Origin of the sequence: Pseudomonas sp. 34 E 7, assembly GCF_900005715.1 — a bacterium.
GTDB lineage: Bacteria > Pseudomonadota > Gammaproteobacteria > Pseudomonadales > Pseudomonadaceae > Aquipseudomonas > Aquipseudomonas orientalis_A.
This window is the reverse complement of sequence record NZ_CVTX01000021.1, coordinates 1-965: the sequence shown is the minus strand read 5'-3', so window position 1 is coordinate 965 and position 965 is coordinate 1. Positions and strand designations below refer to the sequence as shown.

Here is a 965-nt window from a genome sequence, read left to right as displayed (position 1 = left end):
GCGCCGGCTCCGTCGAGGCGGTCCATGTTGGCTTCGGTGGCGTGGCCGGCGTTGGCGCCTCTGACTACCGCTGCAACGCTGTCTTCGTTGTCGACTTCATCCCAACTCAGCATTGAAATACTCCTTCCAGATCTGTTCTGACGGTGTGTGGACCCGTCCAAAAAATAGGCGGTTTGCAGGCTTCAGGCATTGAAATACTGCGCAGAGTGTGGTCGGAAAATACCGATACTGCACACTATGTAGTGGTCTGTTCTGTTTGTGGGCACACTATATGGTGTGTAACAGGGGAGGTCAACGCGCAAGAAGATCGTCTGTACGTTAAACGACGCGTTGAAAAGATCGTGGTATAGCGACGCAACATTAAATAGAATGAATCTCATTTGAGACTCAGTCGCGCCGCGCAGGTCGCTTGCCATGAATGATGCTGTTGTACCGACCCATGCCCCCGAACCGACCGTGTCGAGCCTGTACCGCGACCATCACAGCTGGCTGGAAAGCTGGCTGCGCCGGCGTTTGGGCAATGCCTGGGACGCCGCGGACCTGAGCCAGGATACCTTCCTGCGCGTGCTTGCCAGCGCGCAGCCGATCGAGCAGATGCAGGAGCCGCGCGCCTATTTGGTGACCGTCGGCAAACGCCTGCTGGTGAATTTCCATCAGCGGCGCAGCCTCGAGCAGGCTTACCTGAATGCCCTGGCCAGCCTGCCGCAGGCCTGCGTGCCTTCGCCGGAACAACGCTGGTTGTTGCTGGAAACCTTGCACGCCCTGGACGACCTGCTTGAGGGGTTACCGGTGCAGGTGCGCCGCGCTTTTCTGTGGAGCCAACTGGAAGGCCTGGGCTATCGGGAGATCGCTGCACGCCTCAACGTCTGCGAGCGCACGGTAAAACGCTACATGGCCCAGGCCTATGAACACTGCCTGCTGGTGAACCTGTGAACCGCGACGTTGCCCGCGCCGCCGCCCAGTGG

Annotated in this window: 1 protein-coding gene; it reads left to right on the top strand. The window is 59.5% G+C overall.

Features of this window, described 5'->3' with window-relative positions; translation table 11 throughout:
* The first annotated feature begins 414 nt into the window (after positions 1-414).
* The gene (locus BFP96_RS00685; protein WP_065892898.1) at positions 415-933 is read left to right on the top strand and encodes a sigma-70 family RNA polymerase sigma factor; all 519 of its coding nucleotides are present in this window, start codon (positions 415-417) and stop codon (positions 931-933) included.
* Positions 934-965: the final 32 nt, after the last annotated feature.